The sequence below is a fragment of the Methylorubrum sp. GM97 genome, assembly GCF_024347855.1.
Taxonomy (GTDB): domain Bacteria; phylum Pseudomonadota; class Alphaproteobacteria; order Rhizobiales; family Beijerinckiaceae; genus Methylobacterium; species Methylobacterium extorquens.
The window spans coordinates 4363091-4377031 of sequence record NZ_AP025942.1 but is presented as its reverse complement, the minus strand read 5'-3'; the positions used below and the strand labels follow the sequence as shown (position 1 = coordinate 4377031).

At 71.2% G+C, this 13941-nt stretch carries 13 protein-coding genes and 1 pseudogene; 6 read left to right on the top strand and 8 right to left on the bottom strand.

Features of this window, described 5'->3' with window-relative positions; all coding sequences use genetic code 11:
* The first annotated feature begins 63 nt into the window (after positions 1-63).
* The 4 genes and pseudogenes from MSPGM_RS20455 (at position 64) to MSPGM_RS20440 (ending at position 4343) form a co-directional block, all read left to right on the top strand.
* Positions 64-375 (top strand): hypothetical protein, encoded by a 312-nt coding sequence (locus MSPGM_RS20455; protein ID WP_003599626.1) that lies wholly within the window; start codon positions 64-66, stop codon positions 373-375.
* Between the two features lie 89 nt (positions 376-464).
* Positions 465-1139: a YidB family protein gene (locus MSPGM_RS20450; RefSeq protein WP_003599628.1), complete on the top strand. Its 675-nt coding sequence runs from the start codon at positions 465-467 to the stop codon at positions 1137-1139.
* Positions 1140-1158: 19 nt separating this feature from the next.
* Entirely contained in the window at positions 1159-1887 is a 729-nt protein-coding gene (locus MSPGM_RS20445; protein ID WP_003599630.1) for a glutathione S-transferase family protein, read from the top strand.
* Positions 1888-1992: 105 nt separating this feature from the next.
* Positions 1993-4343: pseudogene (locus tag MSPGM_RS20440) on the top strand (PAS domain-containing protein).
* A 93-nt stretch (positions 4344-4436) separates the two neighbouring features.
* Here the strand turns inward: MSPGM_RS20440 and MSPGM_RS20435 are convergent.
* Positions 4437-5996, bottom strand: coding sequence for a serine hydrolase (locus tag MSPGM_RS20435; RefSeq protein ID WP_003599635.1), 1560 nt, complete (start codon positions 5994-5996; stop codon positions 4437-4439).
* Between MSPGM_RS20435 and MSPGM_RS20430 the strand changes: the two genes are divergently transcribed.
* Positions 5976-6125: a hypothetical protein gene (locus tag MSPGM_RS20430; RefSeq protein WP_158022414.1), complete on the top strand. Its 150-nt coding sequence runs from the start codon at positions 5976-5978 to the stop codon at positions 6123-6125. The genes MSPGM_RS20435 and MSPGM_RS20430 overlap by 21 nt on opposite strands.
* A gap of 165 nt (positions 6126-6290) precedes the next feature.
* Here the strand turns inward: MSPGM_RS20430 and MSPGM_RS20425 are convergent, their stop codons facing one another.
* The 4 genes from MSPGM_RS20425 to mutM all read right to left on the bottom strand — a co-directional run bounded on the left by MSPGM_RS20425 (position 6291) and on the right by mutM (position 9121).
* Entirely contained in the window at positions 6291-7199 is a 909-nt protein-coding gene (locus tag MSPGM_RS20425) for an NAD(P)/FAD-dependent oxidoreductase (protein WP_003599637.1), read from the bottom strand.
* Positions 7189-7653 carry an Rrf2 family transcriptional regulator gene (locus MSPGM_RS20420; RefSeq protein ID WP_003599638.1) on the bottom strand — a complete coding sequence of 155 codons (465 nt, stop codon included), beginning with the start codon at positions 7651-7653 and terminating at the stop codon, positions 7189-7191. Before MSPGM_RS20420 ends, MSPGM_RS20425 begins: the two co-directional genes overlap by 11 nt.
* Before the next feature lie 144 nt (positions 7654-7797).
* Positions 7798-8001, bottom strand: a complete 204-nt coding sequence (locus tag MSPGM_RS20415; protein WP_003599639.1) for a hypothetical protein — start codon at positions 7999-8001, stop codon at positions 7798-7800.
* A gap of 220 nt (positions 8002-8221) precedes the next feature.
* Entirely contained in the window at positions 8222-9121 is a 900-nt protein-coding gene (gene mutM / locus MSPGM_RS20410; RefSeq protein WP_003599640.1) for a bifunctional DNA-formamidopyrimidine glycosylase/DNA-(apurinic or apyrimidinic site) lyase, read from the bottom strand.
* A 240-nt stretch (positions 9122-9361) separates the two neighbouring features.
* On the opposite strand from mutM, the gene MSPGM_RS20405 reads away from it, so the two are divergent.
* A complete protein-coding gene (locus tag MSPGM_RS20405) occupies positions 9362-10486 on the top strand; it encodes a carboxylate-amine ligase (protein WP_003599641.1) in 1125 nt (374 codons plus the stop codon).
* 3 nt (positions 10487-10489) lie between these two features.
* Here the strand turns inward: MSPGM_RS20405 and MSPGM_RS20400 are convergent, their stop codons facing one another.
* The 3 genes from MSPGM_RS20400 to MSPGM_RS20390 all read right to left on the bottom strand — a co-directional run bounded on the left by MSPGM_RS20400 (position 10490) and on the right by MSPGM_RS20390 (position 13700).
* Positions 10490-11392 carry a sulfite exporter TauE/SafE family protein gene (locus MSPGM_RS20400; protein ID WP_003599646.1) on the bottom strand — a complete coding sequence of 301 codons (903 nt, stop codon included), beginning with the start codon at positions 11390-11392 and terminating at the stop codon, positions 10490-10492.
* Between the two features lie 170 nt (positions 11393-11562).
* Entirely contained in the window at positions 11563-12903 is a 1341-nt protein-coding gene (gene der, locus MSPGM_RS20395; protein ID WP_003599648.1) for a ribosome biogenesis GTPase Der, read from the bottom strand.
* Positions 12904-12989: 86 nt separating this feature from the next.
* On the bottom strand, positions 12990-13700 hold the full coding sequence (locus MSPGM_RS20390) for a tetratricopeptide repeat protein (protein WP_003599650.1): 711 nt from the start codon (positions 13698-13700) through the stop codon (positions 12990-12992).
* Positions 13701-13941 lie beyond the last annotated feature (241 nt).

Here is a 13941-nt window from a genome sequence, read left to right as displayed (position 1 = left end):
GCAACCGTCGGTCCGCTCCGCCGTGAGCCCGGCCGGCGGCGCCAAGCGTGATGGAGCCGACCGATGCGATCCCCCTCCCCCCTCAGCCGGGCCGCCCTGGGCGCCCTCCTCGGCAGCCTGCTCCTGTCCGCGCCGGCCCTGGCCCAGAGCGCGGCCAACCCCAACGACCAGCCCACCGCCGGCACCCTGCCCTCCGGCACCGATACGGTGCGCGGTAACGACCGCTCCGCCGAGCGGCCGAGCGGCGAGGTCTCGCCCCCGAGCGCGATCCGCTCCTCGACCGCGGTGGTGCCGGAAGGCAAGAGCGGAAAGACCGTGCGCACCAACCCGTCCGATCACCTCTCGAAGCCGTTCCGCTCGAACCACGAAAACTGATCCGCAACCCCACCCCCGCATTCGCCGTTGGACCGGCACGGCCGCCACACGGGGCGTGAAGGGCGGCGTGAACCGGCGGGAGGAAACGCATGGGGCTGCTCGATCAGGTCATCGGCGGAGTCGTCGGACAGGTTTTAGGGGGCGGACGCGGCGGAGCGCTGGCCTCGCCGGTGGTGAAAGCGCTCCTCATGCTGCTCGCCAAGGGCGGCGGCGGCCTCGGCGACATCCTCGGCCGCGGATCACCGGAATCCGGCGGCCGACCCTTCCCCGGCCCGGGCGAAGACGACGGCGATCTCGGCGGGTTCAACCAGGGCCGCCGCAGCGGGCCGCCGTCTCAGGCAAGTGAGGCCGGCAACGACCTCGGCGGCGATTTCGGCGACCTTGCCGGCATGCTCGACGGTCCCGGCGGGGGTGCCTCCGGCAGCCGTTCGCCCGGAGGCGGCCCCTATGCCGGGCTCGACCGTGAGCCGGATGACGGAAGCGGCGCCGCCTCCCACGGGCTCGACGGCTTGATCCAGAGCTTCGAGCGGAGCGGTCTCGGCGACGTGATTGGCTCGTGGATCGGCCACGGCCCCAACCGCGAGATCGCGCCGAACCGTCTCGCCGATGCCCTGGGCCCGGGCACCCTCGACAGTTTGAGCCGCGAGACCGGCCTGCCGCGCGAGGATCTGCTCGCGCAACTGGCGCAGGCCCTGCCCGGCGTGATCGACGCGCTGACACCCCAGGGCCGGGCGCCGAGCCGCGAGGAGCGCGGCGGCTGGTAGTCCGAGGAAGGCTTCCGTCATGGCCTACGAGTTGCACTACTGGCCGATGATCCCCGGCCGCGGCGAGTTCGTGCGGCTCGCCCTCGAACAGGCCGGGGCGGATTACGTCGATGTCGCCCGCCAGCCCGTGGAGGCGGGCGGCGGCATCGCGGCGATGATGGACCGGCTGGAGGACGAGCCGATCCGCCCGCCCTTCGCTCCGCCCTTCCTCAAGGACGGCGACCGCGTGATCGGCCAGACCGCGGCGATCCTGCTCTATCTCGGGCCGCGCCTCGGCCTGGTCGGAGCGGATGAGGCCGACCGAATCTGGACGCACCAGATCCAGCTCACGATCGCCGACATGGTGGCGGAGGCGCACGACACCCATCACCCGGTCGGCGTCGGCCTGTACTACGAGGACCAGCGGCCGGAGGCGCGCCGCCGCGCCGAGGATTTCTGCAAGAACCGCATCCCGAAATTCCTGGACTGGTTCGAGCGCGTGCTTACCCGCAACCCGGCGGGGCCGGAGCATCTGGTGGGCGGCGCGGTGAGCTACGCCGACACCTCGCTGTTCCAGCTCGTGGAAGGTCTTCGCTACGCCTTTCCGAAGGCCGCGGCCCGGGCGCTGGCGCAGACGCCGCATGTCGTCGCCCACGCGGAGCGGATCGGGCGGCTGCCGCGCATCGCCGCCTACCGGGCCAGCGAGCGCTGCCTCCCCTTCAACGAAGAGGGCATCTTCCGGCATTATCCGGAACTCGATGCCCGCTAACCTGCCGGTGCCGGTCACGGCGCCGGGGCGGAGCGACGAAGGCCGTTTTGTCCAAACCGTCGCGCTTGTGCCCGCTGGCGGCGTGCTACATGTGCTCTTGTGAACATGCCCGAAAGTCTTCCCTCTCCCGTGCCATCCGACGCCGAATCGGCGCGCTTTCGGATCCTGGAGCCGTTGCGGGCGGCGCAGGAACAGCTCGCCCGCGTGCAGGATGCCGCCGGGATCGGTGTCTTCACCCTCGACCTGCGCGAGGGCGTGCTGCATCCGAGCCCCGCCTTCTGCCGCCTGCACGGCTTGGAGGTGCGCGAGCGATACGCCCTCGCCGCGCTCGCCGAGCGCTTCCCGGCGGAGGATACAGCGATCCCCTCGGGTACGTCGTCCGAGGAGGCGGTCTACCGCGTCCGCGATTCCCGGACCGGGGCGTCGCGCTGGATTGCCCGCACCCTCGAGATCGAGCGCGATGCGGACGGCGCGGCCCTGCGGCTCGCAGGCGTGGTGCGGGACGTGACCGAGCAGCGGGCCCAGGGCACGGCGCTGGCCGAGAGCGAGCAGCACTACCGCACGCTGTTCGAGCAGATGGACGAGGGCTACTCCGTCATCGAGTTCATCGATGGCCCGCACGGCCCCTTGAGCGACTACGTTCACGTCACCGCCAACCGCGCCTACGCCCAGCATGCCGGCATCGAGAACGTGGCCGGCAAGCGCCTGCGCGAGATCGTCGGCGAGGAGGCCGAGGGCTGGCTCGCGCTCTACGGCGACGTCCTGCGCACCGGCCGGCCGATCCGCTTCCAGCGCGAGCTGGTCGCCACCGGGCGCTACCTCGAACTCGCCGCCTTCCGCATCGAGCCGCCGTCGCGGCGGCAGGTCGCGGTGCTGTTCCAGGACATCACGGCCCGGCGGCGCGTGGAGCACCTGCTCCATTCCAAGGCTGCCGACCTGGAGGCGGAGGTGGTGGCGCAACGGCGCGACCGCGACCGCGTCTGGACGCTCTCGCCGGTCCTCAAGGTCGTGGCCACCCCCGACGGGCGGATCGAGGCGGTGAACCCCTCGTGGGGCCGGACGCTGGGCTGGTCGCCGGCCGAGACGGTGGGCCGCTACGTGCCCGACTTCTTCGCGCCCGAGGAGCGCGCGGCCGCCGAAGCGGCGCTGGAACGGCTCGCGGCCGGCGCCTCGACCGATCTCGAACTGACCTGCCTGACCAAGGACGGCGGCACCTGCCGCGTGCTCTGGACCATCGTGCCGGCCGACGGCCTGCTCTACGGCTTCGGCCGCGACATCACCGAGCAGCGCCACGCCGAGGAGGCCCTGCGCCAGTCGCAGAAGCTGGAGGCGGTGGGCCAGCTCACCGGGGGCGTGGCCCACGACTTCAACAACCTGCTCACCATCATCCGCTCCTCGGTCGAGTTCCTGCGCCGGCCCGACCTCGCGCCCGAGCGCAAGCGCCGCTACCTCGACGCGGTCTCCGACACGGTGGACCGGGCGGCGAAGCTGACGGGTCAACTCCTCGCCTTCGCCCGGCGGCAGGCGCTCAAGCCCGAGACCTTCGATGTCGGCGAGCGGCTGCGCAGCATCTCGGAGATGCTCGACTCGGTGACCGGCGCGCGCATCCGCGTGGTGACCGACCTGCCCGGCGCCCCCTGCTTCGTGCGCGCCGATGCGAGCCAGTTCGAGACGGCCCTGGTCAACATGGCGGTCAACGCCCGCGACGCCATGGACGGCGAGGGCCGCCTGACCCTGCGCCTCGACGGCGCCGTCCCGATGCCGCCGATCCGCGGCCATGCCGGCGCGGCCGGGCCCTTCGTCGCGGTCTCGGTCGTCGATACCGGCACCGGGATCGCCAGCGCCGACCTCGGCCGCATCTTCGAGCCGTTCTTCACCACCAAGGAGGTCGGCCGAGGCACGGGGCTCGGCCTCTCCCAGGTGATCGGCTTTGCCAAGCAATCCGGCGGAGACGTGGACGTGTGGAGCCGCGCGGGCGAGGGCACCACCTTCACCCTCTACCTGCCCGAGGTCGCCGCCCCCTCGAAGCCCCCGCCCCCACCCGGCCGAGGCCGGATGCGGATGCCGAGGCGCATCTGCGGATCCTCGTGGTCGAGGACAACCTCGAAGTCGGCCGCTTCTGCACCCAGATCCTGGAAGAACTCGGCCACCAGCCGGTCTGGGCCGAGAACGCCGAGGCGGCTCTGGTCGAGCTGGAACGCACCGAGACGCCGTTCGAGGCGGTCTTTTCCGACGTCGTGATGCCCGGAATGGGCGGCATCGCCCTCGCCCGCATCCTGCGCGAGCGCTACCCCGATCTGCCGGTGGTCCTCACCTCCGGCTACAGCCACGTCCTGGCCCAGGACGACGCGCACGGGTTCGAGCTGCTGAGGAAGCCCTACTCGGCGCAGGAGCTGGGGCGGGTGCTGCGGGAGATGGCGGGGCGGCGGGGGAGGCGGGAGACGGCCTCGCGCTAACGGCCGAAGCCGGACGCGCGGCCATCCATCCCGCGAGTGCTTCCAACGAAGCGGACCACGTCCGGCCGCTGGCGCAGCCTCGCGCCTCGGCGCTCACTCGCTCGCCCGATCGAGGGTGCCGAGACCGTTCGCGTTCAACGCGTCGAGCGTCACCGCATCGGCCTTGCCGCCGCTTCCGATCGCGAAACGGATGGCCGACGGATTGTCCGGCGCCTCCGCATCGGGAAAGCAGAGGAAGAGATCGCGATCGAAGTGGCGCAGCGGATAGGTCCGCGCCCCGCCGGGCCCGACCGTGAGGGTCAGGCGACCGTCGATCTCCGCCACCTCGGCATTGCCGACATACGCGTTGGCGTAACGCCCCGTATAGGCCGCCAGGGGAAGCGACGCCGAGGCGTTCGCCGGAGGCCGGCCGTAGACGGCGCGGTTCGCCGCCGCGCCCGGCCCGAACAGGCTCGTGTAGGCTTCGCCCCAATCCTTCAGCCAATCCTTGCGGATCCGGCCGTCGAAGACGAGATCCGCGAAGCTGTCGGCCAATCCCTCCGGGACGCCGGACGGGAAGGCGTTCGTGAGCAGGACGATGCCGAGCTTCGCCTCCGGATGGATCGAGACGAGGGTCTGCGCGCCGACGCTGAAGGCGCCGGCATGGCCCCAGACGAGGCCGTGGCGACCGTACTCGATGTTCCAGCCCAGGCCGTAGAAGGAGGCGCCTCCCGTCACGGGATTGGTGCCGCGTGCGGTGAGCGGCACATGCGTCTGAGCGAGGGCCGCGCCGGCAACCCGTTGCGTGCCCTCGAACAGGCCGTTTCCGATTTCGAGCCGCACCCAGCGGGCGAGGTCGCGGACATTCGAGCTGACGCCGCCGGCCGGCGCCTGCGCGTCGGGATCGCGTTCGGTCCCGGCCGTCCAGACGCCGTCGCGCCTGACATGGAGTGCGGCCCGGTCGGCCCGCGTCAGGAAGTCGTCATGCCGCGTGCTCGTGGAGGTCATCCCCAGCGGGCCGAAGAGCTTTTCTTGGGCCACGACATCCCACCGCTTGCCGGTCGGCCTCGCGGCGGCCACGGCTCCCTCGGTGAACCCGAAATTGCTGTAGGCGTAGCCCGCACGGAAGCTGGAGGACGGCGGCACGAGGCGCAACCTGCGGAGGATGTCGTCGCGTCCGTATCCGATCCCTTCGAGGTCGTCCCCGGCGCTGCCCGGCAACCCGCTGCGGTGGTTGAGAAAATCGCGCACCGTGACCTGCGAGGCCGGATAGGGCTCGTGAAGCCGGAAGCCGGGGTCGAGATCGGCGACGCGCGAATCCCAGCCGACGACACCCTCGCCCACGAGGGCGGCCACCACGGTCGAGGTGACGGGCTTGGACAGGGAGGCGATCTGAAACACCGTCTCCGGCCCGACCAAGTCGGGCTTTCCGATCTCCCTGTGGCCGAAGCCTTTCAGGAAGAGGGTCTCGTCGCCGTAGACAATCGCGATCGCGAGACCCGGCACGTCGCCCGCATCGATGGCCTGCTGCGCCAGCGCTTCGAGCGCCGGCAAACGCGCCTCGACCTGCGCACGGGTGACGGCTTGGCCGAACGCGCTTCCGGAACAGCCCGAGATGACGCCGAGCGCGACACAGACCGGCGCGATGCGCCGATGGGATCGAAGCCGCTGCATCTGATCGTCGATCCCATCAAGGACGGCTCGGGCAAAGAGAATCGCGCCGAAGCCGCCCCCAAACTGATCGCCGCGACAATTGCTGACAAGCCGAAATCAGTCGCTCCGCTTGAAGGGGGATCGAACTGAACTTGGGCCGTCTCGGCTTCGGTGCCGGCCTGCACGGCGAGGCCGCGTCGAGACGGGGTCGCCTCGGAGAAAAGCAACAACGGCTTGCCGCATACCCCTGACGAGCGTCGGGAGGGGCACCGCAGTCGCCGGTCCCGAGGCCCGGCCTCGTCCGATCGGCTCCCCTCACGCCGCCATGCGCGGAAACACCAGCGTCTGATGCAGGGCCACGCCGGCCGTCACGCCGTCGGCCGAGGCCCAGGCCACGCTATGCGGAGACCGTGCCGCGTCCCCGGCCGCGTAGACACCGGCAACCGTCGTCTCCTTCATCGCGTCGGTGCGGATCACCGGCCCGAGCATGCCCTCATCCACGGCGCAGCCGAGTTGTTCGGCGAGCGGGCTGTTCAGGCGATAGCGGGGGCCGGCGAAGAGGGCCTCCAGCGGGAGCGTCCGACCGTCCGCCATAACGAGTGCCGAGAGGGCCCGCCCCTCGCCCGCAAGCGCCCGGATCGGGCCGGGTTCGATTCCGACGTTGCGGGCGGCGAGCCGGGCGCAGGCCTCCGCGTCGGGCGCCGGGTGTCCGTTCAGGAAGAGCGTGGTCGGGCCCCATTCCGCGACCAGTTCGGCCTGATGGACCGATAGGGCGCCGGCCGACAGCACGCCGAGGACGCGCCCGGAAAACTCGAAGCCGTGGCAGTAGGGGCAGTGCAGCACGCTCGCGCCCCACCGCTCCGCAAGCCCGGGAAGATCGGGCAGGATATCGCTGATGCCGAAGGCGAGGACGAGCTTAGACGCCGCGAGGCGTTGCCCCCCGGCCAGCGAGACGGCGAAGCCGTCGCCTGCGGCTCGCGCCGACACCGCCTCCCCCGTGACGAAGGTGGCGTTCGGGTAGCCCGCGAGCTGCGCGCGGGCCGTCGCGATCATCGCCAGGGGATTCTCGCCGTCCTGCGCGAAGAAGCCGTGCGAGGCGGCGGCAAACCGGTTGCGGGGCGCGCCGGCATCGATGACGCAGACCTTCCGGCGCCCTCGGGCGATGTAGAGCGCCGCGGAGAGGCCGGCGAAGCTACCGCCGACGATGATCGCATCATACCGCATGGGCCGTCTCCAGGTTGAAGTCGCCGCCGCGCGCCGCGAGGCGGGCATGGAAGTCGGCGCTGAGCGCGGCGAGGGTGATCCGGCCGAGCTGCGCCATCAGAAGCGCCTCCGCCTCGCGAAAACTCTCGTCCATCGCGGCATTGACCGCCTGTTCGACGAGGCAGCCGGGCGCCTCGCTGCGGTTGCCCATGGCGAAGATTTCGGGCGCGCCGAGCGCGTCGTAGATGTCGCGCAGGGTGACGGCCCCGAAATCGCAGGCGATCTGCCAGCCGCCGCCATGCCCCTTTTCCGAGCGGACGTAACCCCGGTCGCGGAGGCCCGCCATGATGCGCCGGACCACGACGGGATTGGTCTGCATCACGCCGGCCAGGAACTCGGAGGTCACCGGCCCCTCGATCTCGGCCATGTGCAGGAGCACGTGGAGGACGCCCGAAAGCTTGCTGTCTCGTCTCATGTAACTTTACATGTTTCATGAGACGGCGGCTGTCAAGCGCGTCGGGTGGCAGGCCCCGAACGCAAGAAGGCCCGCCTCCCGGCGAGCCTTCCTCCTTTCATGTCGCCCGGTCACCGACCGGGCGACGTCGCAAATCCGCTAAAGCTACGGCTGGCCAGCGGGCTTGTTGGTCGCGGGCGGGGTGGTCGGCGCCGTGGTCTGGCCGGCGGCGGGCGGCGTCGCGGGGGCGGTGGTCGTAGTGTTGGCCGGAGGCGTGGTCGTGCCCGTGGTGTCCTTCTTCTCGTCCTTACAGGCTGCGAGGCCGAGGGCGAGCAGGCCGAGAACCGGGATCAGCTTGATGGCGCGCATGTGTTCCTCCGTGTCGTTGAGCTCTTGAGGCGCTGCCGCGAACGGCCGGCGCATCGGAAGAGCGGAAACGGTCTTTGCCGTGCTGTGGCAAAGCTGAGAACGCGTTGCGGCCCTGAACCGTTCAACATTCGCGTGGGCGGTGAGCCGAAGAACGGGGGATGAGCGCCGAATTTCAGGGAGACATAAGCGGGATGAAACCGGCGGCCCCGCCGTTCAGACCTTACCGGACCGGCAGGACCTGGCAGGTTTCGCAGAAGAAGGTCGAGCGTCCACCCTGCACGATCCGGCCGACTCGGCCGGTACAGCCCTTGGTCGGGCAGGCATGGCCCACCCGGTCGTAGACGCGGAAGCCGTGCTGGAAGGCGCCGCGCTCCCCGTCCGGCCGGGCGTAGTCGCGCAATGTGGAGCCGCCGGCCGCCACCGCCTCGGTCAGCACCGCCTTGATCTCCTTGACGAGTTTCTTCGCCTTGGGTGCCGGCGAACCGTCGGGCTTGGCGAGGGCGCCCGCCGGCAGGGCCGGGTGGAGGCCCGAGCGGTGCAGCGCCTCGCAGACATAGATGTTGCCCAGGCCCGCGATCAGGCGCTGGTCGAGGAGTGCTGCCTTCAGCGGCGTGATCTTCCGGGCGAACAGGCGCGCGAGCAGGGGCGCGTCGAGGGCGTCGGAGAGCGGCTCGACGCCCATGCTGGCGAAGTGGCGGCAGGTCTCGAGATCGCGCGTGGCCACGAGGTCCATGAAGCCGAAGCGGCGGGCGTCGTTGTAGGTGACGGTGGCGCCGTTGGCGAAGACCATCACCACGTGGTCGTGCTTGGGCGTGCCGAGCGCCCCCTCGAGGTAGAAGTCGCCCGGCGAGAGGTTCGAGCCGTCGGGCAGCCGCACATCGAAGCGCCCGCTCATGCCGAGATGCAGGATCAGGCTCTCGCCGGAATCGAGATGCGCCGTGAGGTATTTGGCCCGGCGCGCCAGCTCCAGCACCGTGGTGCCCTCCAGCCGCTCGGCGAAGCGCTCGGGGAAGGGGAAGCGCAGGTTCGGCCGGCGCAGGGTGACGCGGGCGACGCGCGCCCCGACCATCGCGGGGGCGAGCCCCCGGCGCACGGTCTCGACTTCGGGCAGTTCGGGCATGGTCGTGGGAGAGAAGCGGCGGCGGGAAAGAGAGCTGTAGCGCCCTCCCCGGCCCCGGCGCGAGCCCCGCCGGCCCGTGCCGGGGGGCCACGGTGTCGCGCTTGCCGCCGGGCCTCCCCGGGAACCGATATCGGGGCTCACGGCTTGCTCCCGGCCAAGGTCCTTTCGGTGCGCCTCTCTGGCTGGAGCGGCCTCCCCTCCGGTGAGAGCGCGTCAGCCGATCGTCGGAGTCAGCACGGCATGAGCGCCCACCCCTACCGGTTCGGGATCGAGGAAGAGTATTTCCTCGCCGATGCCGAGACCCGCGGCACGCCGCGCCGCTCGGTCAAGCCGTTCCATCAGGCGGCCGGGGAGCGGCTGCCCGAGATCGGGCGCGAGCTGCTGCAATGCCAGGTCGAGGTCTGCACCCCGCCCTCCACGGCGTTCCCGGCCGCCCATGCCGCGCTGCGGGAGCAGCGGCAGGCGCTGGCGGAGCTGGGCCGCGAGCACGGGCTTCTGGTCTTTGCCGCCGGCACCCACCCCATCGCCGACTGGGCGCGGCAATTGCCGACCAAGGGTGACCGCTACCGCGGCATCCTGCGCGATGTCGGCCTCGCCGGGCGGCGCAGCCTGATCTGCGGCATGCACGTCCATGTCGAGGTCGCCGACCCCGACCGGCGCGTCGCGCTGATGGACCGGCTGCTGCCGTTCCAGCCGCTGCTGTTGGCCCTCTCCGTCTCCTCGCCGTTCTGGCAGGGCAAGCCGACGGGGCTCGCCGCCTACCGCCTCAGCGCCTTCGGCGAGCTGCCGCGCACCGGCCTGCCCGACCTGATGGGCGACGCGGCAGCCTACGAGCGCTACGTGCGGATCATGACCAATGCCGGCTCGATCCAGGATGCGAGCTTCCTGTGGTGGTCCCTGCGCCCCTCGATCAAGTTCCCGACGCTCGAACTGCGCATCGCCGATTCCTGCACCCGGCTCGCTGACGCCATCGTGGTCGCGGCCCTGTTCCGCTGCCTCGTGCGGCTGATCGAGCGCCGGCCCGACATCAATGCGGGGCTCACCGGCGTCTCGCGGGCGATCGCGGCGGAGAACCTGTGGCGGGCCCAGCGCAGCGGGATCGAGGCCGAGCTGATCGACGAGGCGTCCGAGCAGGCCTTCCCCTTCGACGCCGCCCTCGACACGCTGCTCTCGCTGATCGCGGAGGATGCCGAGGCGCTGGGCTGCACCGAAGAGGTGGCCGACGCCCGCCGCATCCTGCGCGAGGGCACCAGCGCCGACCGGCAGATCGCCGCGTTCGAGGGCACCCGCGGCGGCGACACCAGCAACCGCCAAGCCCTCGACGCGGTGGTGGACTGGCTCGCCGAGACCACGCGGGACGGGTGACGGCTAACCGAACAGCTCCGCGAGGCTCACGAGGCTGAGGCTCGCGATCAGGAGGCCCACTACGACCATCAGCACCCGCGCCGGGATCACCCGCACCAGCAGGGCGGCGATGGGTGCCGCGAACAACCCGCCGACGACGAGGCCGGCGATGGTGGTCCAGTGGGTCAGCCCGCCGAGCAGGGTGAAGGACAACCCGCTCGCCACCGCGACGAAGAACTCCGCCGCGTTGACCGAGCCGATCGAGGTGCGTGGATCCTGACCGCCGCCGACCAGCGTGGCCGTCACCACCGGGCCCCACCCGCCGCCACCGACCGCATCGACGAAGCCGCCGCCGAGCGCCAGCGGCACCACGGCACGCGGCGGCGCGCGGTTGGCCTTCAGGGTGCGGAACGCCTTCGACAGGACGTAGAGCCCCATCCCGAGCAGGTAGACCGAGACGAACGGCTTGATGGTCTCGCCATCGACCGAGGTGAGAAGGGTCGCCCCCGCCACCGCGCCGATCACGCCGGGGATCAGCAGGCGCCGGAACAGCGGCCCGTCGACATTGCCGAGCCGCCAATGCGAGAGGCCGGAGAAGGCGGTGGTGAAGATCTCGGCCACATGCACGGAGGCCGAGGCTGCCGCCGGCGGCACCCCGGTGGACAGCAGGAACGTGGTCGAGGTGATGCCGTAGGCCATGCCGAGCGCGCCATCGACGGTCTGCGCCGCGAGGCCGACCGCCGCCGCGGTCCAGAAGCCGCGACTGCTGAGGCCCTCTCGGACCGCCTGGACGGTGCCGGCATCGGCCAATGTCGCGAACAGGGCCGCGGCGGCGGCGACAGCGAGGCCCGCGAGCCCGATCAGGGCCAGCGTGCGCGGCTCGACGCGCTTCGTCGGCCGCGCGGCGGCGGAGGACGATCCGGCCATCGGAAACGATCCATGCGAGAGGGAGCCGACAGGCTAAGGACTCGGGCGGCGCGAGCAAGGGAGCGGAGTTCCCAAGTTCAACGCGCGCCAAGGCCGAAGCTCTCCCTCGCTCCCCTGCGGGGGAATGTCCTTCCCGCAAGGATCGCGCTTTCCCGGACGGAGCGGCTGTCTCAGCCCTTCTCGAACGGGTTCTTCGTGGTGCGCAGGGACAGCCGGATCGGCGTGCCGGGCAGATCGAAGGCCTCGCGCAGGCCGTTGACGAGGTAGCGGGTGTAGGATTTCGGCAGGGCGTCGAGCTGGTTGCCGAACAGGGCGAAGTGCGGCGGGCGGCTCTTCACCTGGGTCGCGTAGCGGATCTTGATGCGCCGGCCGGAGACCGCGGGCGGCGGGTTGCGCTGGAGCGCGTCGGTGAGCCACGCATTGATCCGCGCCGTCGAGACGCGCCGGCTCCACACCTCGGAGGCATCGACCACGGCCTGCATCAGCTTGTCGATGCCGTCGCCGGCGAGCCCCGAGAGCGACACCACCGAGACGCCGCGCACCTGCGGCAGCAGGCGGGTGCAGTCTTCCCGGAGGGTCTTGAGCAGGCCCGGCTGGTCGGCGACGAGATCCCACTTGTTGAGGCCGATCACCACCGCGCGGCCCTCGCTCTCGACGAGATCGACGATGGTGAGATCCTGCTTCTCGAACGGGATCGTCGCATCGAGGAGCACGACCACGACCTCGGCGAAGCGCACGGCGCGCAGGCCGTCCGAGACCGCGAGCTTTTCGAGCTTGTCGTCGATGCGCGCCCGGCGGCGCATGCCGGCGGTATCGTGCAGCTTGATCCGGCGCCCGCGCCACTCCCAATCGAGGGAGATCGAATCGCGGGTGATGCCGGCCTCGGGGCCGACCAGCAGGCGGTCCTCGCCGATCATCCGGTTGATCAGGGTGGACTTGCCGGCGTTCGGGCGCCCGACGATGGCGACGCGCAGGCCCTTGCCGCCCTCCCCGTCCTCGTCCTCCTCGTCGGGTTCGGGCAGAACCTCACGCAGGGCATCCTGCAGCGAGCCCAGGCCCTCGCCGTGCTCGGCCGAGAACGGGATCGGATCGCCGAGCCCCAGCGAGAACGCGTCGTAGGCGCCGGCCATGCCGGCGCCGCCCTCGGCCTTGTTGGCGATGAGGATGACGGGGCAGCCGGAGCGGCGCACCAGTTCGGCGAAGGGCCGGTCGGACGGCAGGACGCCGGCGCGGGCGTCGATGACGAACAGCACCGCGTCGGCTTCGAGAATGGCGGCCTCGGTCTGGGCGCGCATGCGGCCGAGCAGCGAGTCGGCGTCCGCCTCTTCGAGGCCCGCGGTGTCGATGACGCGGAAGGCGACGTCGCCGATGAAGCCCTCGCCCTCGCGGCGGTCGCGGGTCACGCCGGGGCGGTCATCCACCAGGGCGAGCTTGCGCCCGACCAGCCGGTTGAACAGGGTCGACTTGCCGACATTCGGGCGTCCGACGATCGCGACGGTCGGCAGATCCATGGGAAATAACAGTCTCGTCAGGCGCGCGGGCAAGGGAGCCCGACGCGCAACATCCAGTTCGAAGATAGGCGGTTCCGGCCGCGCCGTCAGCGGGTGATCGGCGGCGGCGCGGCATTCTCGGGCTTGGCTTCCGTCACGGTGACGGCGCCACCGGCCACAAGCGCTTGGTAGATCTCGACCCGCTGACGCAGGCCCTGGGGCGTCTCGCCGTCGGCGCTGATCTGGTCGAACCAGCGGCCGGCGCCCTCGATGTCGCCGCGCTTGAGCGCCGTCAGGCCGAGCATCTCGCGGGCGGTGTGGCGGAAGGCGTTGGTCGGGGCGGCAAGCCCCTGGAGGCTGGTCAGCGCCGCGTTCGGATCGGTGCCGTCGAGGCGCAGCAGCGCCGCGCGCAGGCGGGCGAGGTCGCGCAGGGCATCGCCGATGCCGGTGTCGGCGGCGAGCTTGTCGTAGGCGTCGGCTCCGGCGGCCGCATCACGCTTGGTCGCCTCGGCGGCGAGGCGGAAGCGGGCGAGCAGGGCGTAGCCCCCCGGCCCGTCGGCTTGGATCGCGGCGAAGTCGCGGTCCGCCTCCTCCGCCTTGCCGTCCTTGGCGAGGCGGTTGGCCTTGTCGAAACGCACGGAGGCCGCCTCGGCGCGGGTGCGCTCGGCATGGCGCCAGTAATTGTAGCCGCCGACGCCGGCCACGAGGAGGACCGCCAGGGTGATGATCAGCGCGTTGTAGCGCTTCCAGATGTTGGCGATCTGGTCGCGGCGGTAATCCTCGTCGACCTCGCGGATGAACTCGTTGTTCTCGGCCATGACAAATCCGGGCGCTCCTCGCGGAGCGCGCTCGCCTCGCTCGTCGTCGTATCGAGGGCGCCTAGCACAGCGCCCCCGCTTTGGCGAATAGGGGGCTCAAGTCTGTCAGGGCCATCGCTCGAAGCCGCTTGAGCGGTTGCGCGGCGCGAAGAGCGCCGCGCGGAGCGGGCTTTTCGGGGCTTTAGCCTCGGAAAGCATCGAGCGGAGCGACAGCCTGAGGTCACGGAGGCGACCGCCGGCG

Coding starts and splice junctions, on each gene's coding strand:
- MSPGM_RS20425 (WP_003599637.1), bottom strand. CDS start 7,199: ATGCGGTATGATGCGATCATCGTCGGCGGTAGCTTCGCCGGCCTCTCC.
- MSPGM_RS20390 (WP_003599650.1), bottom strand. CDS start 13,700: ATGGCCGAGAACAACGAGTTCATCCGCGAGGTCGACGAGGATTACCGC.
- MSPGM_RS20420 (WP_003599638.1), bottom strand. CDS start 7,653: ATGAGACGAGACAGCAAGCTTTCGGGCGTCCTCCACGTGCTCCTGCAC.
- MSPGM_RS20405 (WP_003599641.1), top strand. CDS start 9,362: ATGAGCGCCCACCCCTACCGGTTCGGGATCGAGGAAGAGTATTTCCTC.
- der (WP_003599648.1), bottom strand. CDS start 12,903: ATGGATCTGCCGACCGTCGCGATCGTCGGACGCCCGAATGTCGGCAAG.
- MSPGM_RS20415 (WP_003599639.1), bottom strand. CDS start 8,001: ATGCGCGCCATCAAGCTGATCCCGGTTCTCGGCCTGCTCGCCCTCGGC.
- MSPGM_RS20400 (WP_003599646.1), bottom strand. CDS start 11,392: ATGGCCGGATCGTCCTCCGCCGCCGCGCGGCCGACGAAGCGCGTCGAG.
- mutM (WP_003599640.1), bottom strand. CDS start 9,121: ATGCCCGAACTGCCCGAAGTCGAGACCGTGCGCCGGGGGCTCGCCCCC.
- MSPGM_RS20435 (WP_003599635.1), bottom strand. CDS start 5,996: ATGCAGCGGCTTCGATCCCATCGGCGCATCGCGCCGGTCTGTGTCGCG.
- MSPGM_RS20455 (WP_003599626.1), top strand. CDS start 64: ATGCGATCCCCCTCCCCCCTCAGCCGGGCCGCCCTGGGCGCCCTCCTC.
- MSPGM_RS20430 (WP_158022414.1), top strand. CDS start 5,976: ATGGGATCGAAGCCGCTGCATCTGATCGTCGATCCCATCAAGGACGGC.
- MSPGM_RS20445 (WP_003599630.1), top strand. CDS start 1,159: ATGGCCTACGAGTTGCACTACTGGCCGATGATCCCCGGCCGCGGCGAG.
- MSPGM_RS20450 (WP_003599628.1), top strand. CDS start 465: ATGGGGCTGCTCGATCAGGTCATCGGCGGAGTCGTCGGACAGGTTTTA.